The 23999-nt window shown below is 59.7% G+C and carries 28 protein-coding genes and 2 pseudogenes; 2 read left to right on the top strand and 28 right to left on the bottom strand.

Translation table 11 applies throughout. The features are described 5' to 3' along the window. Nucleotides 1-35: 35 nt before the first annotated feature. The 5 genes from ACOYW1_RS09395 to ACOYW1_RS09375 form a co-directional block, all read right to left on the bottom strand. Nucleotides 36-1535, bottom strand: a complete 1500-nt coding sequence (locus ACOYW1_RS09395; protein ID WP_482422581.1) for an aldehyde dehydrogenase family protein — start codon at nt 1533-1535, stop codon at nt 36-38. 69 nt (nt 1536-1604) lie between these two features. Next, nucleotides 1605-2222, bottom strand: coding sequence for a BMC domain-containing protein (locus ACOYW1_RS09390; protein ID WP_482422580.1), 618 nt, complete (start codon nt 2220-2222; stop codon nt 1605-1607). A 520-nt stretch (nt 2223-2742) separates the two neighbouring features. Then, nucleotides 2743-3009 (bottom strand): hypothetical protein, encoded by a 267-nt coding sequence (locus ACOYW1_RS09385; protein WP_482416620.1) that lies wholly within the window; start codon nt 3007-3009, stop codon nt 2743-2745. Nucleotide 3010: 1 nt separating this feature from the next. Further along, entirely contained in the window at nt 3011-3244 is a 234-nt protein-coding gene (locus ACOYW1_RS09380; RefSeq protein ID WP_482422579.1) for a hypothetical protein, read from the bottom strand. A 58-nt stretch (nt 3245-3302) separates the two neighbouring features. Beyond that, nucleotides 3303-3854 (bottom strand): hypothetical protein, encoded by a 552-nt coding sequence (locus tag ACOYW1_RS09375; RefSeq protein ID WP_482422578.1) that lies wholly within the window; start codon nt 3852-3854, stop codon nt 3303-3305. 1104 nt (nt 3855-4958) lie between these two features. On the opposite strand from ACOYW1_RS09375, the gene ACOYW1_RS09370 reads away from it, so the two are divergent. Together ACOYW1_RS09370 and ACOYW1_RS09365 are read left to right on the top strand one after the other, a co-directional pair. Beyond that, nucleotides 4959-5123, top strand: a complete 165-nt coding sequence (locus ACOYW1_RS09370) for a MerR family DNA-binding transcriptional regulator (RefSeq protein WP_482422577.1) — start codon at nt 4959-4961, stop codon at nt 5121-5123. Between the two features lie 35 nt (nt 5124-5158). After that, nucleotides 5159-5800: a GyrI-like domain-containing protein gene (locus tag ACOYW1_RS09365; RefSeq protein WP_482422576.1), complete on the top strand. Its 642-nt coding sequence runs from the start codon at nt 5159-5161 to the stop codon at nt 5798-5800. Between the two features lie 78 nt (nt 5801-5878). On the opposite strand, the gene ACOYW1_RS09360 is transcribed toward ACOYW1_RS09365, so the two are convergent. From ACOYW1_RS09360 to ACOYW1_RS09250, 23 genes and pseudogenes are all read right to left on the bottom strand, one after another. After that, nucleotides 5879-7867, bottom strand: coding sequence for a methyl-accepting chemotaxis protein (locus tag ACOYW1_RS09360; protein WP_482422575.1), 1989 nt, complete (start codon nt 7865-7867; stop codon nt 5879-5881). Nucleotides 7868-8089: 222 nt separating this feature from the next. Then, nucleotides 8090-9568 (bottom strand): annotated as a pseudogene (locus ACOYW1_RS09355) (ethanolamine ammonia-lyase reactivating factor EutA). A 284-nt stretch (nt 9569-9852) separates the two neighbouring features. After that, nucleotides 9853-10521 (bottom strand): ethanolamine ammonia-lyase subunit EutC, encoded by a 669-nt coding sequence (eutC, locus tag ACOYW1_RS09350; RefSeq protein WP_482422574.1) that lies wholly within the window; start codon nt 10519-10521, stop codon nt 9853-9855. 220 nt (nt 10522-10741) lie between these two features. Further along, nucleotides 10742-11257 carry an ethanolamine ammonia-lyase subunit EutB gene (gene eutB / locus ACOYW1_RS09345; RefSeq protein ID WP_482422573.1) on the bottom strand — a complete coding sequence of 172 codons (516 nt, stop codon included), beginning with the start codon at nt 11255-11257 and terminating at the stop codon, nt 10742-10744. Beyond that, the gene (gene eutB / locus ACOYW1_RS09340) at nt 11191-12105 is read right to left on the bottom strand and encodes an ethanolamine ammonia-lyase subunit EutB (RefSeq protein ID WP_482422572.1); all 915 of its coding nucleotides are present in this window, start codon (nt 12103-12105) and stop codon (nt 11191-11193) included. Before eutB (ACOYW1_RS09340) ends, eutB (ACOYW1_RS09345) begins: the two co-directional genes overlap by 67 nt. Nucleotides 12106-12296: 191 nt before the next feature. Beyond that, nucleotides 12297-12554 (bottom strand): hypothetical protein, encoded by a 258-nt coding sequence (locus ACOYW1_RS09335; protein ID WP_482422571.1) that lies wholly within the window; start codon nt 12552-12554, stop codon nt 12297-12299. Next, nucleotides 12538-13560, bottom strand: coding sequence for an HAD family hydrolase (locus ACOYW1_RS09330; protein WP_482422570.1), 1023 nt, complete (start codon nt 13558-13560; stop codon nt 12538-12540). The genes ACOYW1_RS09335 and ACOYW1_RS09330 overlap by 17 nt, the downstream gene beginning before the upstream one ends. Nucleotides 13561-13795: 235 nt before the next feature. Beyond that, the gene (locus tag ACOYW1_RS09325; RefSeq protein WP_482422569.1) at nt 13796-14347 is read right to left on the bottom strand and encodes a BMC domain-containing protein; all 552 of its coding nucleotides are present in this window, start codon (nt 14345-14347) and stop codon (nt 13796-13798) included. Between the two features lie 92 nt (nt 14348-14439). Next, nucleotides 14440-15147 (bottom strand): 4Fe-4S dicluster domain-containing protein, encoded by a 708-nt coding sequence (locus ACOYW1_RS09320; RefSeq protein ID WP_482423696.1) that lies wholly within the window; start codon nt 15145-15147, stop codon nt 14440-14442. 51 nt (nt 15148-15198) lie between these two features. Continuing rightward, a pseudogene (locus tag ACOYW1_RS09315) lies at nt 15199-15779 on the bottom strand (electron transport complex protein RnfC); the annotation flags it as partial. A 10-nt stretch (nt 15780-15789) separates the two neighbouring features. After that, nucleotides 15790-16893 carry a 1-propanol dehydrogenase PduQ gene (locus ACOYW1_RS09310; protein ID WP_482422568.1) on the bottom strand — a complete coding sequence of 368 codons (1104 nt, stop codon included), beginning with the start codon at nt 16891-16893 and terminating at the stop codon, nt 15790-15792. A 22-nt stretch (nt 16894-16915) separates the two neighbouring features. Beyond that, nucleotides 16916-17455, bottom strand: coding sequence for a cupin domain-containing protein (locus ACOYW1_RS09305; protein ID WP_218951026.1), 540 nt, complete (start codon nt 17453-17455; stop codon nt 16916-16918). 192 nt (nt 17456-17647) lie between these two features. Further along, the gene (gene eutM, locus ACOYW1_RS09300) at nt 17648-17926 is read right to left on the bottom strand and encodes an ethanolamine utilization microcompartment protein EutM (RefSeq protein ID WP_152004558.1); all 279 of its coding nucleotides are present in this window, start codon (nt 17924-17926) and stop codon (nt 17648-17650) included. Between the two features lie 108 nt (nt 17927-18034). After that, entirely contained in the window at nt 18035-18319 is a 285-nt protein-coding gene (locus tag ACOYW1_RS09295) for a hypothetical protein (protein ID WP_482422567.1), read from the bottom strand. A 36-nt stretch (nt 18320-18355) separates the two neighbouring features. Next, the gene (locus tag ACOYW1_RS09290) at nt 18356-18901 is read right to left on the bottom strand and encodes a BMC domain-containing protein (RefSeq protein WP_180141134.1); all 546 of its coding nucleotides are present in this window, start codon (nt 18899-18901) and stop codon (nt 18356-18358) included. Between the two features lie 28 nt (nt 18902-18929). Next, nucleotides 18930-19181: a EutN/CcmL family microcompartment protein gene (locus tag ACOYW1_RS09285; RefSeq protein ID WP_482422566.1), complete on the bottom strand. Its 252-nt coding sequence runs from the start codon at nt 19179-19181 to the stop codon at nt 18930-18932. Nucleotides 19182-19235: 54 nt separating this feature from the next. Further along, nucleotides 19236-19748: a hypothetical protein gene (locus ACOYW1_RS09280; RefSeq protein ID WP_482422565.1), complete on the bottom strand. Its 513-nt coding sequence runs from the start codon at nt 19746-19748 to the stop codon at nt 19236-19238. Between the two features lie 63 nt (nt 19749-19811). Further along, nucleotides 19812-20663 (bottom strand): ethanolamine utilization protein EutJ, encoded by an 852-nt coding sequence (gene eutJ, locus ACOYW1_RS09275; protein WP_180141128.1) that lies wholly within the window; start codon nt 20661-20663, stop codon nt 19812-19814. Between the two features lie 2 nt (nt 20664-20665). After that, entirely contained in the window at nt 20666-21328 is a 663-nt protein-coding gene (locus ACOYW1_RS09270) for a phosphate propanoyltransferase (protein ID WP_482416630.1), read from the bottom strand. An 8-nt stretch (nt 21329-21336) separates the two neighbouring features. Next, a complete protein-coding gene (locus tag ACOYW1_RS09265; RefSeq protein WP_482422564.1) occupies nt 21337-22110 on the bottom strand; it encodes a hypothetical protein in 774 nt (257 codons plus the stop codon). A 6-nt stretch (nt 22111-22116) separates the two neighbouring features. Then, nucleotides 22117-22401: an ethanolamine utilization microcompartment protein EutM gene (gene eutM, locus ACOYW1_RS09260; protein WP_092210417.1), complete on the bottom strand. Its 285-nt coding sequence runs from the start codon at nt 22399-22401 to the stop codon at nt 22117-22119. A gap of 146 nt (nt 22402-22547) precedes the next feature. Continuing rightward, complete coding sequence (locus tag ACOYW1_RS09255; RefSeq protein ID WP_482422563.1) at nt 22548-22670, bottom strand: hypothetical protein; 123 nt, start codon at nt 22668-22670, stop codon at nt 22548-22550. Continuing rightward, nucleotides 22618-23991 carry an aldehyde dehydrogenase family protein gene (locus tag ACOYW1_RS09250; RefSeq protein WP_482423695.1) on the bottom strand — a complete coding sequence of 458 codons (1374 nt, stop codon included), beginning with the start codon at nt 23989-23991 and terminating at the stop codon, nt 22618-22620. Before ACOYW1_RS09250 ends, ACOYW1_RS09255 begins: the two co-directional genes overlap by 53 nt. Nucleotides 23992-23999 lie beyond the last annotated feature (8 nt).

The following is a 23999-nucleotide window of genomic DNA, read 5'->3' as shown; positions in this document are numbered from 1 at the left end:
TTCCTCCCTTATAACTGATCCTCTTCCAATGGTATCTACTTTGCGCCACCGATGGTTCGGATGGCCTCGTCCAGTAGCCTCTGGAAGGTCTGCATATTCACTAAATTGTCCTCTGCCCCATGTGCAACGGTGCCCGGGGAGGGGTTATCGTCGTGTTTGATATCGCTGTCGATCTCTTCCATGCGCCTGACCCCGTAGCCCACCTTGCGGGTGTAGATCAGGTTTAAGGGGGAGACGTTGTCCGAGGTAATGCCGTCCCCCGCCGATCCGCTGCCCAGGGTCATGGAGGGGACCAGGTTCGTGGTGGCCCCCAGGCCCCCGAAGGCAGCCGGTGTATTCACAAGCAGCCGGCCCACGGGTTTTTTCAGGGCAAACTGGCAGATGACATCCTGGTCGTTGGAGTGGATGACGAGGGTGTGGCCGTTGCGCTCGGTCACCAGAAGCTCGATGCACTTTTCACAGGCGTGCATCCAGTCGTCTTCCACGTAGTAGGCCAGCACGGGGCAGAGCATCTCCCTGGCAAAGGGGTCGGTGTCGGAGACGTATTTGCGCTCTGCCATGAGCACGGAAACATCGTCCGGTACCTCAAACCCTGCCCTATGGGCCAGGGTTTTGGCTGAGACCCCGACCATCCCGGGGTTAAGCTTGCCGTCGGGACGGAAAAAGAGAGCGGTAAAGGTCCGGGTCTCCTCTTCGGTCATGAAATAAGCGCCCTTTGCCCGGAGGGCTGCCTTGACGTCCCGGTCAATGCAGCTGTCCACCACAATGGACTGTTCGGCAGACGGCACGATACCGTTGTCAAAGGTCTTGCTGGCGATGATGTCGGCAACGGCCCGGGTGATGTCGGCGGTGCGTTCGATAAACGCAGGCCCGTTGCCGGTACCCCCGTAAATCACCGGTTTCCCGGCCTTGTAGGCTGTCTTGAGCATCCCCGGCACCCCGGTGTTCATGATCAGGGAGGTGCCCTTGTGCCTCATGAGCTCCCGGGTGCCGGAAGCGGTCACCGTGCCCAGGTAGGTCAGGCACCCTTCGGGCAGCCCCTTGGACTCTGCGGCCTCAATGAGGATGTCCAGCACCTTGCCCATGGTCTTGCGTGCCCTGGGATGGGGTGAAAACACGACGGCGTTGCCGGACTTTACGGCAATGAGCGCCGTGTAGATGGTGGTTGAAACCGGGCTTGTCGCAGGACTCAGCGCCACCACGACACCGACGGGAACGCCGATGTCCATCATGCGGTTCTGGGGGTCTTCGCCGATGACGCCCACGCAACGCATGCCCCTCAAATGCTTGCGCGCGTACCCGCACACAAACCGGTTCTTGACGGCTTTGTCCTGACATGAGCCGTAATCTGTTTCTTCATGGGACAACACGGCAAGCGTTTCAGCGTGCTCCTGGGCGGCGTCCGCCATGCACTCGACGATCTCGTCCAGCTTCTCCTGGGAAAAGGTGGCGAGTTTCTTCTGTGCTTCAAACGCATTCTCTGCAAGAATCCGTGCTTCCTGGATGGAGAGTAAATCATTGTCGATGATCGTCATGCTGTCTCTCCCTCTCCTTTGCTTCATGGTCGTCTATCGTAAAAGTCCCCTCTGCCGAGCCCGTCAAAATCAGGGCAGCAGCTTGTCGAGGGCGTACTGGCTGGTAATTTTTGTCAGCGCAGGATGGGGCGTGGGGATCACGCAGGAGCTATGGGGGTCGACGCCCATCTCTTTGACGGCGGACTCGCCTGCCTCAACGGCAGCCTTGACAGCACCCACGTCACCTGAAACCAGAATGGAGATGTAACCCGACGCGGTGTTCTCGTAACCGAGCAGGTCCACATCCGCGGCCTTTACCATGGCATCCGCCGCTTCAAGGGCAAACACGATACCGAAGGTCTCCACCATGCCCAGGGCCTTGGGCCGGGGAAGGTCTTCGGCGTCATCGATCTGGGCATCCACATCGTGTACGGAGACAATATCGCCGACAGCGCTGATGGGACGCGGCATGACGTTGTGCGCGGTAAGGGGTCCGATCTCCTTTGCCGCGGCAGCACCGGCTTCCACCGAGGCCTTGACGGCGGCGACGTCGCCCTTCACAAAAATCGTCACCAAGGTGGAGCCGATGTTCTCGTATGAAATCAATTCAACATTGGCAGCTTTGAGCATCTGGTCGGCGCCGTAGATGGCCGGAACCATGCCCGTGGTTTCGATGAGTCCTAACGCCTCTTCTCCGTAATATCGCATTAAAATCCCTTCCCTGATTTGATCCTTAATTTTGAACGATTCAGCCCTATGCTGGCAGTACCTTAACCCTTCCCCCATAGGGGAAAGTCAATGGTTTTTTAGGCTAAAATGCAAATTGGTCCGGCCAGTTTTCAAATCCGACACCGCCAAGCCTAACCCCTTGGTTTCAAGGAGGATAATCCGTATAAAATAAAACCCTTTCGAGGGTAAAAACCATCATGTGTGCTTAAAAAGCTGATTTTTCAAATGCAAAAAAGAAACCCTGCTTCGTCATAGCCGTTACCCAGGGGGCACCCTCCCCCGGAACAGACCCACTGCCCCGGAGGCGGCAACCTCAAACCCGCTTGCAGGGCCCTGTCCGCTTCGTAAAAAAACGATGCGCAGCCGCCTGTCGCGCAACAAAAAAAAGGGCCCTGCCCCCATGGTATGGGAACAGGGCCCTTAAGGGCCGGCTGAAAACTCAAGCCTTCTATCGGCGACGCGACGATGGAACCGAAGCCACCGACGCGTCAGAGCGTCATCAATCCTTGATGTAGTGGTTGATGGTCTCCGCCCCTTCCTCGTGGGCACGATAGTAGACGCGCAGCTCGTTGTTGGCGTCCATGTCGTAACGGGTCTCCTCAAGGAGGCCGTTGGCCTCGGCGGTCATGATGGCCGCGATCATGTCGGGCTTATTGAAGGCCTTGAAGTTGCTGTATTCACCCTTGAGAGCGGCCATGACATCGTCGGCACACGCCTCTTCAACCGTGGTGAAAAACTTAAGAATCGCGTAGTTAAGGGGTTTCATCTTATTTATCCTCCTTGCCTTTGAGCAGGTCCAGGGGGTTCAGGGCAATGGTAAAGATACCGGCAACCATAACAACAGCTGCGATCCAGGAGATGGGAGCCATGGCCCAGCCATCGAGACCGAAGATCATGCCGAGGACAACCCAGCAGCAGAAGGGACCCCAGAAGGAGAAGGTGCCGTTGCAGGACATTCCGAGGGCGGCACCGCACATGCTGTTGCCTTTGTACCAGAACATGAAGGCGCCGTAAGCAGCAAGACCGGCACAGGCAAACCAGACAATGGATCCATCAGGGTCACGCCGTCACCAGCGCGGCGGTGTTGCCGCCACCGGAAATCATACCGAAAAGGGGAACGAGGATGATGAAGTTGGAGAGGCCGGAGGTGACCTGACGGATGGTGATACCCACTTCGGAATCGATGAGGGCCGTGCCGTAACCGCAGACGCACCCTTCAAAACCCCAGCCGAAAGCGGCAAGGAAACCGAAGAAGATACCAAGGGCCATGCCTTCGGGGGCGTCGCCACCGAGGGTGGGGTAGGCGATCATGACGCTGGCGCCGAAGCAGATGGCAATACCCAGCATCATGCGGGCATTAAGCTCCTGCTTGAACCAGAATCGGGCCAGGATAGCGCCGATGGCGGGGCACAGGGCGCTGATGGGAACCACAATGGAACCGGCTTTCTGAAGACCGATAACATAACAGGTACTTGCAAAGGGACCGCCGATAAGAGCGCCTACCATCATCACCACACCAGGCTTGGTCTTCAGGCAACGGAAAAAGTCGCCGAGCTTGCCTCTGATAATGGCGATCAAAATGGACCAGCAGGCGCTGCAGGAGTCAGTCACTGCCGCGCCAAGGGCACCGAGAAGATAGGTGATGGCAAAAGCGGACAGGCCTGCTGTGTTTGCGCCATACCAATCAATCCAAGGCCCCTTGGACATGCCAAGAGTCATAAAAGCAGTATAAAATCCGTAACATAAGCCGGAGAAGAGAGCAATCAACACGCCCTTTCTCTTAAAATCGGCTGCCATCTTGTTTTTGGCCTCCATCGCGGCCAAATTCTGTGAACCTGATGCTTCAAACATGAATGAACTTTCCTCCCTAAAAACCAAAACTTTTTTGGATAAACCCGGACACGCAAAACATACGTCTGCTGCATGATCAACACGGATTTCAGCTTTTCGAGGACTATAACTGTGCCCCTAAGGGGAATGTCAAAACCTTTTTTACCGAAAAATTGAGCCGTTCCGCGGGGTCCGGGAGAGGCGGGAAATTTCTTCTTCGGGCCACCCTAGTATAATAAAGAGAATGTCCATGTCAGAGGTGCCTCAGCACGTCATGTCACCGCATTTTTTTTGTGACGTCTCCCCAAAAATTTGCTCATTGCCTCCCCATGTCGGAGCCTTTGGCCACCGGCTCCGGACACCGGCCCATGCAATGCCTCCCCCTTTGTTCCCGGCGGCAAGGCGGCATCACCCCACCACAAGCCCGGGTTTCCACAGTCTTTAACCCCGGACTCAGGCTTTTTTAGCGAGAAAAAGGGCCCATTCCGGACACGCCGGGCATCCCCAAGGGAACATCCACCTTTTTTGCACTAAAAATCGGCAATCAGTTGACTGAAAAGGGATACATGGGTATCATCTTTTCCATCATTTTCTACAAAAAGTGTCCCCCGTCATATGAAGGTTTCCTGTTTTTTGTTGGAGTTCGGAACCTTCAGGACAGCGCCGGTCCGACACAGGCAGCCTGTATCATCGGAAACATGTACAGGATTATAACAGCATGGCATACCTTTAAAAGGAACATCGCCGTTTTTTTTGGGTTGGCTGACATGCTGAACGGGGTATGCAAGGGAGGGATCGGTTTCCGACGGCAGGATACGCCGGTCCGGGTCAGGGCTTATGGGAGAGTTCATTCCCCGAGCCTTCATCAAGCCAGAAGGATGGTTCATGAAGTACAAAGACAGATATTCCATTGGCGAAGTCAGCCAGATCTGCAATGTGTCCAAAAAGGCGCTCAGGCACTATGACAAAATCGGACTTATCAAGTCCGAGCGCTCCTGCAACAACAACTACCGGTATTATTCCAACGAATCCTTACTGGCGGTCCGTTAAGTCAGTCTTCACAGATGGGGTTCAAGCTTGATGAAATGAAAGATTTCATCGAGGGCACTGTGGACGCCCGCCCCAGCAGATCTACCTCCGGTCGGGACGCCTTCAACGCGAAGATCGAAGAGTTGAAAAAAGCCCAGGAAGAAATCCGGAGGCAGTACGAGTCCGTCAGGGACTGGCATGACCTGATCTTAGAAGCCGAAATGGTCATCGACAACAACATCCAGGAAGTCGCCGTCAAGTATGTGGAGGCCTCGGACTACCTGTTCCATGAGCAGGTCTTCACCAACGACATTGAGGCATCCATCATCAACATCGAGTTCACCAATTACGTGGAGAAGGTGAACAACGAAATCACCGGACCGGTGATGATCAATTTTTCATCGCTTGAGGACAGGGTCAAAAACAGGCATCAACCTGTCCGGATCATGCAGAAAACACTGAAGGAATGCAAAGAACACGAAAAAATGTCCTTCGGCGGGCAGATGATGATCACCTGTTACCACATCGGGTCCCATAAAAACATCAACGAAACCTACGAAAAGATCTGCAAATGGGCCCGAACGCACAATTACGTGCTGGGGAAAAAATCATACGAGCGGTACGTCACCGATTACTGGACCACCCGAAAGAGCTCCAAATTCGTCACGGAAGTCATGATCAACGTATCGCGCAATTAACCGGGAACGCCCAGCCCCCTGGGCATTCCCGGATCATTCCAAGATACCTTGCCGCGGCCGCGGCAACGCCTCACGTTTTTAAATCTTAAAGGTTTCCACCACCTGCTTCAGGGCAAGGGACATCTGGGACAGCTCTTCGGCATTGCCGTGGACCCTCCTGCTTCCTTCGGAGATGTCTGCGGCATTGGTGTTCACCTCGGAGATTTCCCGGGTGATCTCAGTGATCACCCCGGAGCTCTGGGCCACCATGCCGTTGACCTCCTGGATCCCCTGGGACGCCTGGGAGATATTCGCCGCGATTTCGCGCGTGGCAACAGACTGCTCTTCCACGGCCGTGGCGATGGTCCCTACGATGTCGTTCACCTCGGAGATCACCCGGGTCACCTCTTCGATATCGTCGACACTTTCGCCGGTGACTCCCTGGATCCCGTCCACCTGGGCCTTGATGTCCCGGGTGGCCTCAGCGGTCTGGTTGGCCAGGGCCTTGATCACCACCACGGCAAATCCTTTGCCCGCTTCCCCTGCCCGGGCCGCCTCAATGGTGGCGTTAAGGGCCAGCAGGTTGGTCTGCTCGGAGATCTCGCTGATAGCTTCGGTGACGCTTCCGATGGCGGCGGCGGCTTCACCCAGGCGAGCCATTTTCGTGGAGGCTCCCCCGGCCTGTCGCACGGCTTTCTCCGATATGTTTCGTGCCGTCTCCGACTGTTTCGCCACTTCGCCGATGGTGGCGGTCATCTCCTCGGCAGCGGTGGCCACCATGTCGCTGTTGGCCGAGGCCTGCTCCATGGAAGCGGCCACCCCGTTGATATTGGAGGTCATCTCTTCGGCGGCCCCGGACACGGAGGTGGCTCGTTCTGACGTATTGTCTGCACGGGTGGAAAGGTCTCCGGCCACATCGAGAAGAGCCCCGGACGCCCCTTCCATGGCACCTGCCTGGCCGGACAGGTCCCCTACGATGCGCTGGAGTTTTTCAATGAAGCTGTTAAACCAGGTGGAAAGTTCCCCGATTTCGTCCTGGGTGTTGACGGGCAGGCGAAGGGTGAGATCCCCCTCCCCTTCGGCGATATCGCGAAGGCCCTCCACCACGCCGTTGATGGGTTTCACCACCAGGGCAATGGCGATGAACCACACCACGGCCACCAGCAGGAGGAAACCGGCCAGGCCGATGACGATGCTGGTGTTCCGGAGCTTAACCGCCCCTTCCATCACCTTGGCAAGGGGCACGACGATGCCGATGGCCCAAGGTGTATTGGTCTTACCCACGGTAATGGGCGCAAGCACCTGGAAGGTCATCTGGCCGTCTTTGACCGTTTTCCGCTCCACGGCAAAGACCTGCCCCTCTTCCAGGGCGCTCAGAAGTGACGCCTGGACCTTTCCCGTCACGAGCTCTCTCAGGTTTTTTCCCACCAACTCATCGGCGGGGTGCGCAACGATATAGCCACCGCTGGAAACCAGGTAGCCGTATCCCGTGCCGAAGGGTTTCACCTTCTCCATCATCTTTCCGAAAGTGTCCAGAGCGATGTCTGCGGCCACGATGCCTAAAAACCGCCCCTCCACCATGATGGGGGCCACCACCGTGGCCATGAGCACATCCTTGCCGCCCACCGGATAGACGTAAGGTTCGGTGATAACTTCATGTCCCGTCCTCTTGGGATCCTGGTACCAGGCCTCGGTATCGAAGTTTACCAGGGGCTCCACCTCGATGGTCCCGCTGCCGCGGTTCCAGTAGGGCACGAAGCGGCCCGTATCGTCATGGCCCGGCACACCGATGAACTCGGCGTCGCGCCCGTCCAGGGCGTGGGTGCCCCAGCAGGTGTCGATGGCTATGAGATCGGGATTCTGACGCAGCACGTTCTTAAGCATGGCGTTGATCTGCCCCCGATCCGGGGCGGTGTCGCCTTTTTTGATGCCTTCAAGGGAGTGGGCCACGGTGCGGACCACGTCCATGGCCCGGTCCAGCTCCGATTTGATCATCCGGCCGTGGTTGGAGGCGATCTCAAGGGTCTTCTCCTCCGCCTCGGCACGGGCCATCTTCGAGGCATTGTAAGTAATGTACGAGATACTCACGGAGTAGGATAACAACACCACCCCACAAATACTAAGCAGCATTTTGCCGCGCAGACCCATTTTTCCAAACATCATCAGTCTCCTTCAAATATACTCAAACCACATTTCTATCACGGATACGTCACGGGAAAGCGAGCCGTTAGTCGCTACAAACGGTTTTTATAGATAGGCCCGTGGATACCCGGAGTTATGCCTGACGCGTTTCAAACACCAGGGTCTTGATCACCACGGGCACCACCGTCCCCCCGCAAGGGGGCGGCCGATGTCGATGTAATCCCCTTCCGCCACCTCCAGCTGATCCACGCAGATCACACGGGCGGACGGGTTCAGGGCCCGAAGGCTCTGGCCAAGCACCTTGGCGCTGTCCTGCTCCAGCACAACGATAACGGGCAGTCCGGCCCGCACTGTCCGTGCCAGGCCACCCAGGATCCCCTTTGCAAGCAACTGCACCGTCGGGTAATTGAGGTAAGTTTGCCCCCGGATCCCCACGGCGATCTGTTCCGGGGCCTCTTCTTCTTCGTACTGATTTGCGCTTTGGAAGACCGCCTCGGCGATGTCGTCGGCCTGCTCCGGGATCCCTTCGGCAAAGGGGACCACCACCGGGATGTTCGTCAGCGGCAGCAAGGTGTCGTCTGCCGAAATGGTGCTGCCGCTCACATCCACGGTGCGGGATCCGGCACCAATAACCGTGGCCCGAATCGTCTCGGCAGGCCGGACGAGCTCTACCCCTGCGGCGTCGAAGACCCGACGCACCTGCTGCCCCAGCATGGGGCCGATGTCCCCGTAGCGGGCAATCTCAGAGAGGGTGTCGCACGGGGAAGAGGTGTAGGCGGAGTCGGCCACGCCCCCTGAGATCATGACGCAATCCACCGTGTAGTCGAGCCGGAGGGGGTCGGTCATGAGAAGGGCTGCCTCCAGCCCCCGGGGCTCGGGGTCCCGGAGGACCGATGCCACCACCTCGGCCATGCGGCGGCAGATGATGTCGATGACCACGGGCTCAGCCGCATCGCCGGGCCTAGCCCTTACCCCCAGGTCCTCCAGAATCCGCTGCATGGGCTCCGCCACATGGAGAATCCGTCCCTCTGCGGCGTCCACCTGCATCAACCGACCGCCCACATTGATGCAGCAGCTGTCGATGGCTTTACCGTTTCGGTAGATGCCGATGTTGGCCGTGCCGCCGCCGATGTCAATGTTGGCAACGGTCTTGAAACGGTTTCGGGAGTAATCCGAAAACCGACCTCACCAGGCAATGATCGACTCCAGGTTTCCCCCGGCCGTGGCCACCACGAAGTCTCCGGCATACCCGGCCAGCTCGCCTGAGATCCGGCGAGCGTTCTCCTTTTTGGCGGTCTCTCCGGTGATGATCACCGCGCCGGTGTCAATGGACGAAGGCGACACCCCGGCACGAGCAAATTCACCCTCCACCAGGCGAAACACCTCCTCTGTGTCCACCAGGTTCCCGTGGGTGATGGGGGTAAAATGGATGGCGCTGCGGTAGACCACCTCCTTGTCGGTGATCTCCATGCGCGGCACCAGGGTCCCCGGCGCCGTGTTCTTCACCGTCAGGCGGCTGATGACGCACTGGGTGGTGGTGGTGCCGATGTCAATGCCGACGCTGGTCACCACCTCGGCGGCATCGGACGCCTCCGCGCCGCCAAGATGGGCTGCATACAACGACGCTATTTTGGGGCTGTCGGGCATAAAATGAACGCCTCCCTCCCATGGAATCGGGTTTGTTAAAAAAAGCCTCCGGCGGCCCTGACGGGGGCCAACCGTTTAAAACGTTTGACAAACAGGCCTTATGCAAGGTTTTCCAGGCTTCGCCGAAATCATTTCGACGTTATCGCACCCACGCTTCGTTTTGATCACCCTTCAGGGCGATCAACCGAAGCGTGGGTGCATGAAGACCGTTTTTTGCGGAGCTTTTTTTCAAAAAAGCGACCCGCCGGAGGCAACGCTCCGGGTCCCACAAAAACACCCGTAACTTAGAGGCCCTTGCCTTTCATGGCTTCGGAAAGGGCCACCCCGCTGGCTTTGTGGAAAAGCATCTGCTTGACCACGGTGGCCATGTGAGCCCCGGCCTCTGCCGGGGGCGTGCCCCCTTTGTGGATATTGGAAACAATGGTGCGGTCGGCTTCCACGGTCTCTTTCCCGGCCTTATACACCATGTAAGAGCTCATGGACTCGGCGGTGATAAGACCCGGGCGCTCTCCGATGAGCTCCACCACCACATCGCAGCCCAGCAGGGCACCCACGTCGTCCATGACGCCCACCCGTCCGTACTTCACAAAAAAGGGCGTCCCCACGGAGAGGCCCTCGGCTTTCAGGCCCTGGACCATGGCCGGAAGGGTATCGGCGATGTTGGCCTCGATGGCCGTGGAGCTTAAGCCGTCCACCACGATAATCTGCACGTTGCAGCCCTTCTCGCATGTGTCGAGGATGGTCTTTTTCGCCTCCTCGCTGAGCCTCTTGCCCAGCTCAGGCTTCATGAGGAACTCATCCTTGTCCCTGACCACGGTCTGGACCCCGAAAAGGCGGTTCTCGGCCAGGCAATCCTCTGAAACATCCATAAACACGGCATCCACGGCAGCGGCATGATCGGCCTGAAAATGGAGAAGGGAATGGGTCTTCTGGCGCGCTCCGCACCGTCCCATGAGGATACGGGCCGGGGTGGTCTTTCGCCATCAGCCTCAAGGGCCGCCATGTCGAGATCCACCGTCACCTCGTCCAGGGGAGGCAGGGTCACGGGCGATTCGGCTTGTGCTGCAGCGGTGTCGGCGGCAGGCCCCTCGGCTGACGCCAGGGCCCCCTCTTCCACCAGCTTTTTGATGATGCCTTCAATCAGTGCTTTCTCGTTCATGGTGCCTGCTCTCCTTATTTATCGAAAATGGACGGGTCACCGGCCGCCTCGGTGAGGCAACCCTCTTCCATGATGCCCCGGCTTTCCAGCCAGGTTTCAAACTCCGGCGCGGGCCTGAGCCCCAAAATCTCCCGGGCAGACGCATCGTCGTGGAAGCTGGTGTCCTGATAGTTGAGCATGCAGTCGTCTCCTCCGGAGACCCCCATGAAAAAGTTGGCCCCGGCCATGGCGCAGAGCATGGTGCCGATCTCCTGATCGTCCTGGTCGGCCTTCATGTGGTTGGTGTAGCAGGGGGCAATGCCCATGGGCAGGCCGTGCATCTTGCCCATGAAAAGATCCTCCAGGTCGGCCCGGATCACCTCTTTGCCCGTGTAGATGGTCTCAGGGCCGATAAAGCCGGAGACGTTGTTGAGCATAAAAGGGGCGTAACGCCTGGCCAATCCGTAAGTACGGGCCTCCAGGGTCATCTCGTCCACGCCGTGGTGGCAGTCCAGGGAGATCTCCGAGCCCTGGCCGGTCTCGAAGTACATGACGTTGGGTCCGGTGGAGGAGGTGCCCCTGCAGGCCGCCGCTCTCGGGCCTCGTCCAGCATGGAGACGGAGATACCGAAGGCGTCGTTGGCGCTCTGGGACCCAGCGATGCTCTGGAACAAGAGATCCACGGGCACGCCTTTCTCCATGGCCTGCATCTGGGTGGTCACGTGGGCCAGGACAACACACTGGGTGGGCACCTCGTAGAGGTCCCTGAAATCGGTGATGGCGCGCATGACCCGGGAAAAGCCTTCCACGTTGTCTTCCACGGGGTTCACGCCGAAGCAGGCGTCGCCGCATCCGAAGGAGAGGCCCTCCTTCAGGGAGGCGAGGATCCCTTCAATGGCGTCTGTGGGGTGGTTGGGCTGGCAGCGGAACGACAGGGTGCCGGGAAGGCCGATGGTGGTATGGCAGTGGGCGGAGACCTTGATCTTCTTGCTGGCGTACACAAGGTCCATGGTGGACATGAGCTTGGCCGCGGCGGCAATCATCTCGCTGGTGAGGCCGCGGCTGATGTGGAGCAGGTCCCCCTGGCGGCGGGTCTTGAGAATGGTCTCCCGGAGCTCGGCCACGCTCCAGTTCTTGATCTTTTCGTAGATGGTTGTGTTCAGGCCGTCGTAGATGGTCCGGGTCACCTCGTCGTCATCGTAGGGAATCACCGGGTTTTCATAGATGTCTTTAAGCTGCAGGTTGGCCAGGCAGAGCTTGGCGGCCACGCGCTCGGTGGCGGACTCTGCGGATATGCCGGCCAGGGCGTCGCCGGACTTCTCGTTGTTTGCTTTTGCCAGAACATCTCGGACCGATGAGAAGGTATACACCTTCTCACCGATCTGGCTTCGTAAATTCACACGCACTCCTCCTTAAGTGACTGATTGGCAGGCCCGTCCCCGTTGACGCGCCCTTCACCGGGTCCCCGAATGCAGGGTCCCTTACGTGATGCCGAAAGCCCGGCCTGTGACAGCGGACCTTCGGATTGTATCCAACACCCATGGCCCGGGAGGCACCCCGGGCCATGTTTATCTCTTTTTTTCAGCGCGCTTTAGAATGCCTTCAGTGCGCCGTTCTCTTCGAGGAAGCCTGCAACCTTCGCCGTCTTTTCAATGGCGGAGGGTTTGGGTGCCAGGCGCGCGTCCAGATCCGCGCGGGTGGAGACAAACCCGGGGGATTTTTTGTAGAGGACAGGCTGGATCATCCAGTTGCCGGGAAGGGAGTCTCCCATCTGCTCAACGAGCCCCTTCTGGTACCCCATTTTTTCAAGACGGGTGATCCAGAGGCGGTTCTCAGCGCGGTCCAGCATGGGCAGGTCGTTGGAGCTGTCCCCGCCGATGAGGTAGGGGCGTTCTTTCGTGACATACTTGATGATGTTGGCGCAATTTCTCCCCGAAGTACCCGGTGATGGGGTAGACCACCTGGGTGGTGAGCTCGTAGTTGGAAAGCTCGTCACGGTCCAGGGCAGCGTATTTCGGGTTGTTCTTCACAAGGAGACGGTCCTTGTAAAGCTTGCCGTCACGCTTGTCTTTCAGAAGCACGTTGACGCCGATGACATGGTCCGGGGCAATGGCCACCCCTTTACCGAACTTGGCTTCAAGAAGCTTGTTGAGGTTGGCAGCCACCATCCAGCGCACGGTCCAGACGTTGGATGCAGAGCAGACGTAAACCTCGTACCCGTTTTTCAGGAGGTTGCCGTAGAGGTCCACCATCTCGGGATAGAAGAAGGGCATGCGGTAGCCGTTGATCTTGGTCTCTTTGAGGTCGGCAGCTCCGGAATCCTGCTTGGCGACATTGTTGCCGAAGGCTTTTTCGCTGTAAGGGAGGATCTGGTCGGGGGTCATGCCGGCCAGGATCTGGACCACCCAGGCGTAGCTGTTGGAATAGGGAGTCTTTTCGCCTTTCTGGTGCTTGGTGGCGGAGAGAAAATCTTCGTAGAACTCGGGAAGGTTTTTCACGGTCTCAAGGGAGACCTTCTTGTCCCCAAGGACAAAGGAGGGGGTGATGTCCCGGGAGATCCCGTCCAAGCTCAGCTGACCGGCCTCCACCATGGCGGCAAAGGTGGCTTCGCCGATGTCCCGGCAGATGGTGGTGTTGTCAAAATCGAAAACAGCTTTCTTTCCCTGGAAGGCCCCTTCGGCGATGAGGGTTTCCAGTTTTGCCTTGACCGCCGGATTCCAGTGACCTTCATCCAGCTTGACCACGGGCTTTGCAGGGGCAGTCTTCACATCGGCCTTGACGCCGCAACCGGTGAGCAGTGATCCGCACACGAACAGTGTCCCCACCATCCATGCCATGTGTTTCTTGAACATCATACGTCGAACTCCTTTACGATTGAATATAACAGCAGGCATGCACCCGTCGGATACGGCCGCATGCACATCAGAATCAGCGTTCGTTTTTTCAAAGAGTCTTGGTATTGCCGTGAACCTGAGCCCCGATACCACTGCGGGCATCGGGGCTCAGGTTCACGGGGGGAGGCGTATGAGTCCCCCCGTGAGGCGGACCGGTTCAGGGAAGAGACCGGTCCGCGCATATCTGGGCCGGGCCTTACATCAGCTGGGCTTTCAAATCGTCGCTGGGTGAAGGAATGACCACGTGGTTGTAGACGGGACCGGAGTCTCCCACGCCTTCCACACCGGCAGCCACAGAGGCCTTCACTGAGCCCACGTCACCGGTCATGGTGACAAAGGACTTGCCGGCAAGGCCAGCGGCGAAGCGGATCTCGATGAGATCCACCTGGCCGGATTTGGCTGCGGCGTCGGCGGCCAGGATACAGGCGGCCACGGTGTAGGTCTCGATGACCCCCAGGGCGTTGATGCGGGGCACGATGGTGGCACCGGACAGGGCGGGAAGCACTGTGGGATGGACGCTGGGGATGACGAACCAGTCGATGACCAGGTCCCCTCCCATCTCACGGCCCGCAGCCACGGAGCTCTTGACGGAGCCGGTGTCCCCGGCCACCATCACCAGGTACCGTCCGGGACAGGTGGGGCGTGCCATCACCAGGTCCACGGTGGCGGCCTTGCTCATTTCGTCTGCGGTCTCAATGCCCAGGGCGATGCTGTTCAGCTCGACAACACCGATTGTTCTGTAGTTCATACATTTACCTCATTGTTCTTCACGACGCCGAGCGCTCGGGCGTGACGTGTCGTTTTTTTGCTGCGGATCTATGGCGGTGCACACGGTGCACCCTACCCTCTGGAAATCCTCACCACACCGCCCTCGACGGAGGTGACCACGCCGTCGATGCTGGCGTGGATGCGTGCCCCAAGGGCCCCTTCCGGGATCTCGCCGATGAGGTCGCCTTTGGCAACGCGGTCGCCCTCTTTGACCAGGCACTGCGCCGGGGCGCCGATGTGCTGGGCAAGGGGAATGGCCACGCGCTCAGGCACGAAACGCTCTTCGGGCATGCCGGGGTGGGTGTCGTACTTCAGCACGTCCAGGCGCTGCATCAGCCGCTTGGTGGGCACGTAGCGCACGTCGCGCATGGGGTTGTTCACGGGCTCCTCTCCGGTGGCGGGCCAGCGGATCCCCTCTTTCATCAGCTCTTTTTTGATGAGCATGTTCACCTCCCGGGGGGAGATGCCCATGGGGCAGGCAAACTTCTCGCAGATGCCGCACTCACAGCAGAGGAGCGCTTCCATGCGGGCCTGGGGGTCCTGAACCAGGGCCGACAGGGAGCGCATGAGCTTGTGGGGATGGATGGAGTGGCCCAGAAGGTTTCGGGGGCAGAGCTCGGTGCAGTGGGTACACTGGCAGCAGACTGTCCCGGTGATGCGCTTGATGGCCGCGGGATCCATGACCTTGCCCTTGACCACGTTGTGCTCGGGGTCCAGGACGATGAGGCCGCTGGTCACCTTGGTGACGGGCTGATCCGTGTCGGGCAGGACGCGGCCCATCATGGGCCCGCCGTCCACCACGCGGTAGTCGGAAATTTTGGAACCGCCCGCAAACTCCAGGAGGTCGGAGACGATGGTGCCCACGGGCACCTTTACCACCATGTCGCGGCCCACCTCACCGGTGACGGTAACGTAGCGCTCGGTAAGGGGAATATCCTTCATGGCGTTGGCGATGTTGTACAGGGACTCGGTGTTGCTCACCACCACGCCCACCTGAAGGGGAATCCCCGCTTCGGGCACGGTGCGGCCGGTGACCTCACGGACCAGGACCTGCTCGTCGCCTGCCGGATAGAAATCCTTCAGCTCAAAGGCTTCCAGGCGTCCGGTGGTGTCCTTGGCCACAGCGTCCTTGATGGTCTGAAGGGCCTTGGCGTGCTTGCCCTTGATGCAGATGACCCCGCGGGAGGCGCCGTGGCGTCCAGCACCGCGTTCAATCCCTCGATCATGATATCGAGCTCATGCTCCATGATGTAGGGATCGCTCATCAGAAGGGGCTCGCAGGAGGCGCCGTTCACAAGGACCGTGTCCACCGTCGCGTTGATCTTCACATGCGTCGGGAACCCGGCGCCACCAGCGCCTACCACGCCGGCGTGTTCTTTACCTTCTCTACAATCTGATCTCTCATATGACATTCCATTTTTGTTAGTACGCTTTGCGCAGCAACTGCCGGATGTCCCTCAGGGAGGGGCGCCTCGGGTTGGTGGGCGTGCAGGCATCCTCCATGGCATGGCGGGCCATGGTCTCAAGGGAGGTCTGGAACTCGTTCTCGTCGATGCCCAGGTCCCGGATGCGGTTGGGGATGCCCATCTGGCTGTTGAGCCAGCGCACCGCCTCAATGAGGCTCTCGTTGCCCTGCTCCACGGTCTCGCAGGGGAGTTCGAGTTTCTTGGCGATGGTGCGGTAGCGGTCCCGGACGTCAAAGCTGTTGAAGCGGATGACGTATGGGAGCAGCACGGCGTTGGCCTTGCCGTGGGGGATGTGGAACAGTCCCCCTAAGGTATGGGCGATGCTGTGGGCCACGCCCAGGCCGCTGTTGTTAAAGGCCATGCCCGCCATGCACGAGGCCAGGAGCATGTTCTGCCGCGCCTCCATGTCGTCCCCGTTGCGGTAGCAGCGCAGCAGGTAACGGAACACGTACTTGATGGCGTGCACCGCGTACAGATCGGTGAAGGCGTTGGCCGGGGTGGAGACAAAGGCCTCCACGGCGTGGGTGAGCACGTCCATGCCCGTGGTGGCTGTGACCGACGGGGGTACCGACCGGGTGAACCGGGCATCCAACACGGCCATGTCCGGGACCAGCAGGGGATCCATGAGGGGGATCTTCATCTGCTGCTCGGTGTCGGTGACCACGGTGACCGCCGTCACCTCGGAGCCGGTGCCGCTGGTGGTGGGAATCACCACCAGCTGGGGCTTGCCCTTGGCCGGGTCCGCCTTGTAGGCGAAGTACATGATGGCCTTGGCCGCGTCGATGGAGGAGCCGCCCCCTAAGGCGATGATCATGTCCGCGCCGTCGGCCAGGAGTTTGACCGTGCCCTCACGCACGGTCTCCAGGGAGGGATCGGGCTCCACCTTGTCGTACACGCAGCTGGTGATGTTGGCGCGCTCCAGGCCACTGATGATGCGGTCGGCAAAGCCGATCTTCACCATGAAGGCGTCGGTGACGATAAAGGCGTGCCTGCCCTCAAGTTTCTCAAGGGCGTTGATGGCGTTCTCGCCGTCGCGGTCTCGTTGGGTGCGTCCGTTCATCGATCAAGGCTGCGCCCTCCGGTTACTGAGATTCCCAGTCGGCGGGATAGGTGACGTACATGAAGCGTGCGGACTCGGGAACGCTGAAGGCGATGGAGGTGTTTTTGGGGATGAAGATGATGTCCCCTTTGTTGCCCACTACCTTGCGGCCGTCGATGACGATCTCCAGGGTACCGTCGATGATGTAGTCCACCTCGTCGTACTTGAGGGTCCAGTCAAAGGAGGTGGTCTCCATCTCCATGATGCCGCAGCCGAGGCGGGGGCTCTCGTCCAGGGTCACGATGTCGGTGAGAAAGACTTTGTCTCCGGCCTTGCCCGTGTCAAAGGGCTCGGGCTTGACGGTATCGGTCTTCACGCAGAGGACGCCGCTCTTCTCGTCCACGACTTTGGTAAAGGCCGGGGACTTGGCGCCGCCCAGCTGCTCGGAAACCACTTTTCTAATCAGCTCTTCAAGGACTTTTTCATTGATACCCATGTGAAACTCCTTTTCCGGTGCGATGGTTCGGGGTGATGACAACGGCCGGTGACCTTCCATGCGCTCATGGCCAAGGTCACGGGTCATGCCGCCTCCCGCCGCGTCGGTTCATACAAAGCGGACATCCGTCCCACTTCGGTCGGCATGTCGTTTAGATGGCAGTACATGGCGTCTCTGCCATCGCGTGACTGGGGAAAGGGACAACCGGCAGGTCCTCCCCTTGCCCGGACACGCGAGGGCTGCCGGCGGCACCCCGAAAGGGGCCGCCGGCACACATCCCTATGCTTCGCGCTTCTGGGGGAGGATCAGCTCCACCTCAGAGTGGGGACGGGGAATCACGTGAACACTCACGAGCTCGCCCACACGATCAGCAGCTGCGGCACCGGCGTCGGTGGCGGCCTTGACGGCGCCTACGTCCCCGCGGACCATGGCAGTAACAAGGCCGGAGCCTACCTGCTCACGACCCACCAGCTCGACGTTGGCTGCTTTGACCATGGCGTCCGCTGCTTCGATGGCTCCCACAAGACCTTTGGTTTCAACCATTCCAAGTGCTTTCATTATTCTCTCCTCTTATGTATAGATTGGGTTGTCTGCCCGAAGGCGTTTCCGCACCCTGTGCACCCACGTGCCCAAGGTGCCCTGTCTCGGGCATCACGCCCTCAACACCTAAGCGTTGTTCTTGATTGCCTCGACCACCTTGCAGCACACCGCCTTGACCTGGGCATCGTCGGTGATGCCGTACTCTTTTTTGAGCAGGTCGGCGACCATGGCTGCAAGCCGGTCTTCTTCACACGTCTCGGGCCTGGGGCCGTAGACGATGGTGACGCCTTTGTTGCGTAAAACATCTTTGGCGCCGGGAGTCAGGATCATGGAGCCGTCCATGTAGACGGTACCGTCCACGATGATCTCCTCCACACCCTTTTTAGTTTCGCAGAGTCTCTTGCAGTGCATTTCGCTGGTTCTTGTTGCAAGGCCCCCGCAAAATGGCTACGGGCGCCTCACCAACGCATTGACGACCGAGGAGTCGGGCGACGGCATCACCACCGCCTCCACAAGGTCTTTTCCAAGGGTCTCTCTTGCCGCCGCAACCGACTCTTCCACGGAGGCCACATCACCTGTCATCACAAAATACGACTTGCCGTTGATGCCGTTGCCCGTAACGATCCGCGCGAGACAGGCCGTGGACCGCTTGACGGCCTGATCGGCAGCCACCACCCCCGAAGAGGCGGTGCGGCACTCCACCACGCCGATGGCGCCGCAGTGGGTAACGACGGGGCTGTGCTTCAGGGCATCGAGGACCTCCCGGGAGACGCCTCCGATGGTGTAGCTCCCCGCAAGGGAGTAACCGGCTGCTTTGGCTGCTTTCACCGAGGTGTCCACAGCCTGACGGTCACCGCCCACATGGATCAGGTACCGGCCGGAGCAGATGGTCCCGGCCTTGAGGAGGGTCACCTCGGCGGCCTTGACCATGATGTCGGCAAGGACAGCGCCTGCGGCGATACTCCGGCTTTCTATGAGTCCCAGGGAATCCATGTCCTACAGTCCTTCCTGGACCTCGACCTCATCGATGATCCCGACGATGGTGGCGTCCACAGGTGCGGCGTCGAGGGTGATGGCGGCTCCGCGCCGAGCTGCCCGTGGCCACGAGAACCCTCTCGCCGATGCCCGCACCGATGAAGTCGACGGCCACGAGGGTGTCGAGTTCTTCGTTGGTGCAGGCGTCCAGCCGCCTGACCACCATGAGTTTCATGCCGCTCAGGCCCTCTTCCTTTCTTGTGGCCCACACATTGCCGATCACTTTGCCAATTATCATCCTGGTCGCCTCGTATGCTGATGGAAAGGCCGGGTGGTCATGGCCTCTCCGTTGTTATCCCCGGGAAAGGGTGATGCCGAGTTCTTTGGCGCTCTCCACTGCCAGGGGAGTGACCTGGGCGTCGGCGGGAAGCCTAAGTTCCTTGGCACCCCGCTGCCCTGCCTCGGCCACGTCCGCGTCCGTCACCAGGGGCTTCCTGATCCGGACGGTGTCGCGCTTTGTCACATCCATGGCCACAAGGCCGTATCCGGCAAGGGCCGCTTCCTGGCCCTCGAAGAGCCGCATGAGGCCTTCCGGGGCGGTGTCGGCATGGCGTTTGTATTCAAACTCCACCACCTCCACGGTCTGACCGGCCAGAAGGGCGCGGAAGGCCAGCTCCATGAGCGGTCCTTCGGCCCGTCCTGCGGCCATGTCCGCCATGTGGCGGATGGAGAGGTAGGGCACGATGCGCCTGACGGGCTCGTTGGGCCCGGGATCCTCATCCGGGTAGAGAAAGGTGTTCCCCTTGCCCAGACGCTTTTCAGCGGCCTGGCATTTGGGGCAGCTTCTGTCCCCGATGATGAGCACCCGGTTTTCGTCTCCCCGCCGATCTGCTTGAGAACTTCGACGGTAATGGCTTTCACCAGTGCTTCAACATCCATGGTCTGTCTCCTGTTCGCCCGTGCTCACGGAGCTCAGGGCAATGCCCATGGGGGTCACGAGAAAGGGGTTGGCCGGTTTGTGTACCGGGATCCCGAGTTCTTTTTCGAACACGGTCTCCATGCCGGTAAGGCAGCAGGTGCCGCCCACAAGATAGACGGATTTTATGTTCCGCCCCTTGATGTGCCCCTTCACGATGGTGGCCATCTTCTGGATCACGGGACGGACCGCGGCAAAGATCTCCTTGTGCCGTCCGTAGTCCCGTTTGATCTCCTCGGCCTCTTCGAAGCTCACTTTGTAAGCACCGGAGAGGACCAGGGAGAGATGGGTTCCGCCCGTGGCTTCATCGGCTACGTAGACCACCTTGCCCTTCTCCAGGATGGAGAGGCCGGTGGTTCCGCCGCCGATGTCCACGATGACACCGTCTTCGACCCCCAGGACGGCGTTGGCCGCCGTGGGCTCGTCCAGCAGGTTGGTCACTTCCATCCCCGCGCCTTCCACCACATAGCCGTGGGTCTTGCAATCGGACTCACCGGTACCGGGGGGCACGGCAATGGCCGCCCTCTCCAGTTCCCGTCCGAGGCGTTCCTCCAGCTGGGCTTTCAGGCGTTTCACCACCGTCATGGCGCCGATGTAGTCCACCACCAGGCCGTCTTTGATGACCTGGGCAAACTCCATGGCACAGGCCACGGGCTCTTTTTTGCTGTTCATGACGACCAGCACGATGAAGGCGGTACCTAAGTCCACCCCCACCAGGAGCTCTTCGGTGGGAGACACCTCCCGAGTGGTTTTGAGACACGTTTCAAGATCGGCAATGGTCCGATCAACGGATGAAAAGTCCAAGGTTACGCCTCCTGGGTTACGCCCACGATACGGCCGGTGGCATTTTTGCCCAGGCCGCAGCTGTTGGCTTCATCAAAGTCGATGTGCATGGCCAGGCGAAAATCCTTGTTCACCCGAACGATGACATCCTTGAACACGGCCGGACGGCTTCCGTCCATATGGACATCCACCTTCTGGTTGTCGGACACGCCGAAACGGGCCGCGTCCGCAGGGGACATGTGGATATGACGGGCAGCCACGATCACGCCCTCGTCCAACCCGGCGAGGCCGGTGCCGGAGGTGAGGACAATGCCCGGGGTGCCGGCCACGTCGCCGGACTGGCGAACCGGGGCCTTGATCCCGAGGATACGAGCGTCGGTGAGGGAGAGCTCCACCTGGCTCTTGGAGCGGGCGGGTCCCAGGACGGCCACGTTGTCGATGACACCGCTGGGCCCGATGAGACGAACCCGCTCCTTGCAGAGGTACTGTCCCGGCTGTGAAAGCTCCTTGACATGGGTCAGGGATCCGCCGAACAGCTCTTTGACGTCCTCTTCACACAGATGGACATGGCGGCCGGAGAGCTCCACCGGAATGGCGTCCCCGGCTGCGGGGGCCCCCTGGGTACCGGTGCTGCCCACCTGGGCCATGACCTTCTTGATAATATCTTCTACGATTGTCTGTTCCATCTGATCTCCTACGTGTACATGCCGCCTTTGTCTTTGAGCATCATGATGTAAACGGCGCTGCTCATTCGGTTCAGTGCCTGGACCACATCGGGCTTGTCCAGGTGAAAGGTCTCTTTCAGCGCACTGACGGCCGATACTTCCATTTCCCGAATCTGGGCTCGCAGGCGGTTAAGCCTCAGAATCATCTCCCCCATGTCGTATGAGGGGAGCAGGTGCCCTACCCCGAAGTATTTTTTCGGGTTGTGGGAGTGGGCCCGGAGCTCCGCATCGGTCAAGCCGATGATGGGCTTGTCCGGGATGGGGGTGTCCAGGACATCGCGACGCATGATGTCGCGGGTCCACTCGAGGAGCTCTGCGAGATCCTCCACCAATGCCTTTTTCCCGGCATCATGGGCTTTGGCCTGCAGCAGGAGAATCTCCCCCTGGCAGGTGTCGAGGCGGCCCCTGAAGACAATCCGGGGGTGGTCCTTGGGGACCAGCCGGTTGCCCGTGAGCTGGGTCATGTGCTCGGGCTTTGTCTCGAACTGACCGCCGTCCACGGCCGATACGTATCGGGGACCGGCCGCTTTGGGTTCTTCTCGTTCTTCCCTTCCGCCTCTGTTTGGGGCGGCCCCGGGCTGTGAAGGGCTTGGCTCTTCAGCGCCCCTGACGACCTTGACCCCCTTCTCACCGAGAAGCTGGGATGCGGAGGGGGTCAGGATCTGACCCTCCTCCAGCCTGAAAGTCTCAGGAACGTCCTTTCTGAAGAGATCTCTCAGATAGGATTCCGATATGACTTTCATGGCTTATTATCCTTCGATCTTGGGAAGGATCAGTTCAACCTCGCCGTGGGGACGGGGAATGACGTGTACGCTGATGAGCTCGCCCACGCGGTCGGCGGCTGCGGCACCGGCGTCGGTGGCTGCCTTGACGGCGCCCACGTCACCACGAACCATGACGGTGACGAGACCGGCACCCACCTGGCTGCGGCCGATGAGGGTAACGTTGGCAGCCTTTACCATGGCATCTGCTGCTTCTACTGCGCCTACAAGACCTCGGGTTTCGATCATTCCAAGAGCGTTCTGTGAACTCATGTTGTTTTCTCCTCGTGTTATCGTATGAAAATCGTTCGTTTTAAAAACCTGCCACTGAGCAAAGCAATTTGCTTGCCAGCGTCCTTGGGAAACCGGCCGGAAGCGGCAGGTTTCAAAAACCCCGCAAGGGGTGTGTCACGCCGTAATTAAACGGTGCCGCTCATCTTCTTGAGCTGCTCCATGATCATGTTGGTCACCGCCTGCACGTCGATGCTTTCAGCAGGGGCAGAGCAGCTGGTGGTGGCTGCGTCGTCCAGGCCGTAAGCCATGCGACGGATGTTGAAGAGCTGCTGGGGGTCCACGTTCTGCAATTGTGGCGCTGCCGCCCACGGTCCCGCACCCGAGGGTAAGGGAAGGAGCCATGTTGGTGGAGATGCCCACGGCGCCCTGGGTGGTGGGGGTGTTGACCAGGCAACGGGAAACGGGCTTTTTCAGGGCGAACTCACGGATCACGGTCTCGTTGTTGGAGTGGATGCCGATGGAGTGACCCATGCCGCCGTTCTGGAGGAGCTTGAAGCAGAGCTCGCAGGCTTCCTGCCAGTCGTTGACCACGTAGAAACCGAGCAGAGCGGTGAGCTTCTCCTTGGAGAAGGGGAATTTGGGTCCCACACCGGGCTCGTCGCAGAGCAGCATGGTGGTGCCGGCGGGGATGTCGATACCTGCAACCTTTGCAATGTCCGCTGCGCAGCGACCTACGATGGCGGGGTTCATGGAACCGTTGGCACGCTCCATGACGGCCTTGACCTTGACGAGATTCTCCCCTTCCAGGAAGAAACCGCCCTGGGCGATGACGCTGGCCTTGACCTTGTCGGCGATGCAGGCTTCGGTGACGATGGACTGCTCGGAGGCGCACACGGTGCCGTTGTCAAAGGTCTTGGAGGAGAGGATCTTCTGCACGGCCACGTCCACATCGGCGCTGCGCTCGATGAAGGCGGGCACGTTGCCGGAGCCCACGCCCAGGGCGGGGGTACCGGAGCTGTAAGCCGCCTTGACCATGGCGTTGCCGCCGGTGGCCAGGATCATGTCGGTGATCTTCATGAGTTCATCGGTGCCCTGCATGGTGGGAACGCTGATGACGCCCACGAGGTCCTCGGGGAAGTCCATGGCCTTGAGGACGCCGCGGATCATGTTCACGGTGGCCGAGATGCACTTCACCGCGGTGGGGTGAGGGGAAAACACGATGCCGTTCCCGCTCATCAGGGCGATGATGGACTTGTAGAGCGTGGTGCTCGTGGGGTTGGTGGAGGGAATGAGGCCGGCGATGACGCCCATGGGAGCGGCAATCTCGACGATCTTCTTCTCCTTGTCCTCGTTGATGATACCGATGGTTTTGGTGCCTCGGTAGTAGCTGACCAGTTTTTCGGAAGCGAGGATGTTCTTCTGTTTCTTGTCCTGCCACTTGCCGTAGCCGGTCTCTTCGCTGGCCATCTTGGCCAGCTCTTCAGCCATCTCGGAGCCCACCTTGGCAATGGCCTCAATCAGAGCGTCTACACGCTCCTGACCAGCCTGGGGGAGCGTGGGCTGTGCAGCGCGTGCCGCACGGACCAGGGCTCGAGTTTCCTGAATTGAGAGCAAATCCTTATCTACCATCTTCACGT

It is taken from the genome of Desulfoluna sp. CYM3A, assembly GCF_056829965.1.
The sequence above is the reverse complement of the archived record's forward strand: the minus strand, read 5'-3'. Positions and strand labels throughout refer to the sequence as shown.

Coding starts and splice junctions, on each gene's coding strand:
- ACOYW1_RS09395 (WP_482422581.1), bottom strand. CDS start 1,535: ATGACGATCATCGACAATGATTTACTCTCCATCCAGGAAGCACGGATT.
- ACOYW1_RS09390 (WP_482422580.1), bottom strand. CDS start 2,222: ATGCGATATTACGGAGAAGAGGCGTTAGGACTCATCGAAACCACGGGC.
- ACOYW1_RS09385 (WP_482416620.1), bottom strand. CDS start 3,009: ATGAAACCCCTTAACTACGCGATTCTTAAGTTTTTCACCACGGTTGAA.
- ACOYW1_RS09380 (WP_482422579.1), bottom strand. CDS start 3,244: ATGTTCTGGTACAAAGGCAACAGCATGTGCGGTGCCGCCCTCGGAATG.
- ACOYW1_RS09370 (WP_482422577.1), top strand. CDS start 4,959: ATGAAGTACAAAGACAGATATTCCATTGGCGAAGTCAGCCAGATCTGC.
- ACOYW1_RS09365 (WP_482422576.1), top strand. CDS start 5,159: ATGAAAGATTTCATCGAGGGCACTGTGGACGCCCGCCCCAGCAGATCT.
- eutC (WP_482422574.1), bottom strand. CDS start 10,521: ATGGGACGGTGCGGAGCGCGCCAGAAGACCCATTCCCTTCTCCATTTT.
- eutB (WP_482422573.1), bottom strand. CDS start 11,257: ATGTACTTCGAGACCGGCCAGGGCTCGGAGATCTCCCTGGACTGCCAC.
- ACOYW1_RS09335 (WP_482422571.1), bottom strand. CDS start 12,554: ATGCTGGACCGCGCTGAGAACCGCCTCTGGATCACCCGTCTTGAAAAA.
- ACOYW1_RS09330 (WP_482422570.1), bottom strand. CDS start 13,560: ATGATGTTCAAGAAACACATGGCATGGATGGTGGGGACACTGTTCGTG.
- ACOYW1_RS09325 (WP_482422569.1), bottom strand. CDS start 14,347: ATGAACTACAGAACAATCGGTGTTGTCGAGCTGAACAGCATCGCCCTG.
- ACOYW1_RS09320 (WP_482423696.1), bottom strand. CDS start 15,147: ATGGGCCGCGTCCTGCCCGACACGGATCAGCCCGTCACCAAGGTGACC.
- ACOYW1_RS09310 (WP_482422568.1), bottom strand. CDS start 16,893: ATGAACGGACGCACCCAACGAGACCGCGACGGCGAGAACGCCATCAAC.
- ACOYW1_RS09305 (WP_218951026.1), bottom strand. CDS start 17,455: ATGACCCGTGACCTTGGCCATGAGCGCATGGAAGGTCACCGGCCGTTG.
- eutM (WP_152004558.1), bottom strand. CDS start 17,926: ATGAAAGCACTTGGAATGGTTGAAACCAAAGGTCTTGTGGGAGCCATC.
- ACOYW1_RS09295 (WP_482422567.1), bottom strand. CDS start 18,319: ATGCACTGCAAGAGACTCTGCGAAACTAAAAAGGGTGTGGAGGAGATC.
- ACOYW1_RS09290 (WP_180141134.1), bottom strand. CDS start 18,901: ATGGATTCCCTGGGACTCATAGAAAGCCGGAGTATCGCCGCAGGCGCT.
- ACOYW1_RS09285 (WP_482422566.1), bottom strand. CDS start 19,181: ATGATAATTGGCAAAGTGATCGGCAATGTGTGGGCCACAAGAAAGGAA.
- ACOYW1_RS09270 (WP_482416630.1), bottom strand. CDS start 21,328: ATGGAACAGACAATCGTAGAAGATATTATCAAGAAGGTCATGGCCCAG.
- ACOYW1_RS09265 (WP_482422564.1), bottom strand. CDS start 22,110: ATGAAAGTCATATCGGAATCCTATCTGAGAGATCTCTTCAGAAAGGAC.
- eutM (WP_092210417.1), bottom strand. CDS start 22,401: ATGAGTTCACAGAACGCTCTTGGAATGATCGAAACCCGAGGTCTTGTA.
- ACOYW1_RS09255 (WP_482422563.1), bottom strand. CDS start 22,670: ATGGCTTACGGCCTGGACGACGCAGCCACCACCAGCTGCTCTGCCCCT.
- ACOYW1_RS09250 (WP_482423695.1), bottom strand. CDS start 23,991: ATGGTAGATAAGGATTTGCTCTCAATTCAGGAAACTCGAGCCCTGGTC.